Below are 1,564 nucleotides of genomic sequence, written 5' to 3'. Positions count from 1 at the left end.
AGCCCGGCGTCACGCTCGGCTACAGTTCGCAGGCTGTCGACGGGCGTACGTCGGCGTCGAACAACCAGGCCGGGTGGATCGGTGACGGCTGGGGTTACGAGCCCGGCTACATCGAGCGCCGCTACAAGTCCTGTGAGGACGACAAGGACGGTGGTACCAACACCACCAAGGTCGGCGACCAGTGCTGGTTCAGCGACAACGCCACGCTCTCGCTCGGCGGGAAGACCACCGAGCTGGTCCTGGATCCCGTCAAGGGCTGGCATCCCACGTCCGACGGTGGGGAGAGGATCGAGAAGCTCAGCGGTGCCGACAACGGTGACGCGGGCACGGGTACGGTCGCGGGTGCGGGTGAGTACTGGAAGGTGACGACGCTCGACGGCACCCAGTACTTCTTCGGCAGGCACAAGCTTCCCGGATGGGCCACGGGCAACCCGGTGACCGATTCGGTCCTGACCACCCCGGTCTTCGGCAACCACAGCGGTGAGCCGTGCGCCACCTCCTCCTTCGCGACCTCCTGGTGCCAGCAGGCCTGGCGCTGGAACCTGGACTACGTGGTGGACCCGAGCGGCAACGCGATGGCCTACTTCTGGAAGCAGGAGAGCAACAACTACGGCCGCAACGTCAACGCCACCACCGGCGCGTCGACGAAGACCCCCTACGACCGCGGCGGCTACCTCGACCGTATCGAGTACGGCCTGCGCGACTCCGCGCCCTACGCGGCCAAGGCCATGGGCAAGGTGACCTTCACCTCCAAGGCCCGCTGTGACGCGAACTGCACGTTCGACGTCGCCCAGGCGCTGAACTGGCCCGACACCCCGCTCGACCTGTACTGCAAGGACAGCGCGACGGAGTGCAAGGGGCAGTACTCGCCCAGTTTCTGGTCGAGCATGCGGCTGACGGACATCTCCACGCAGGTCCTGACCGGCGGCGCCTACACGGCCGTCGACTCCTGGCATCTGACGCAGACGTTCCCCCCGTCGGGTGACGGCATCTCCACCCCGATGTGGCTGCACGGCATCAAGCGCACCGCCACCGACGGCGCGGCCGTCGCCGACGTGCCGATGATCACGTTCGTGCCGGTGCAGAAGCCCAACCGGGTCGACAAGCTCCGCGACGGCCTGGCCCCGTTCATCCGCATGCGGATGTCGCAGATCACCACGGAATCCGGCGGCACCGTCGGCGTCGACTACTACGACCCCGACTGCACCGCGACCTCCCTGCCCCCCACGGACGACACCAACGGCACGCGCTGCTACACCGTCAAGACGGTCATCGACGGCCCCGACCCCGAGCACGACTGGTTCAACACCTATCCCGTCCAGCGGGTCATCGAGGGCGACAACATCGCCGGCACGCCGGACGTCGTCACCGAGTACGCCTACGTCGGCGGCGCCGAATGGGCCAAGAGCGAGGACGAGTTCACCAAGGCGGAGAACCGCACGTACTCGATGCCCCGCGGCTACCACCTCGTCCAGACCCGCACCGGCGCCGGCTTCGACAAGAAGACCCTCTCCGAGGCCCGCTACTTCCGCGGCATCGACGGCGCCCAGGTCAAGAACTCCGC

At 67.5% G+C, this 1,564-nt stretch carries 1 pseudogene; it reads left to right on the top strand.

Annotation, left to right across the window (positions count from 1 at the left end):
• A pseudogene (locus IF00_RS0140285) lies at positions 1-1,564 on the top strand (hypothetical protein); the annotation flags it as partial.

Origin of the sequence: Streptomyces flavochromogenes, assembly GCF_000717595.1 — a bacterium.
GTDB classification, from domain to species: domain Bacteria; phylum Actinomycetota; class Actinomycetes; order Streptomycetales; family Streptomycetaceae; genus Streptomyces; species Streptomyces flavochromogenes.
Note: the sequence above shows the minus strand (reverse complement) of the source record. Positions and strands in the feature narration are given on the sequence as shown.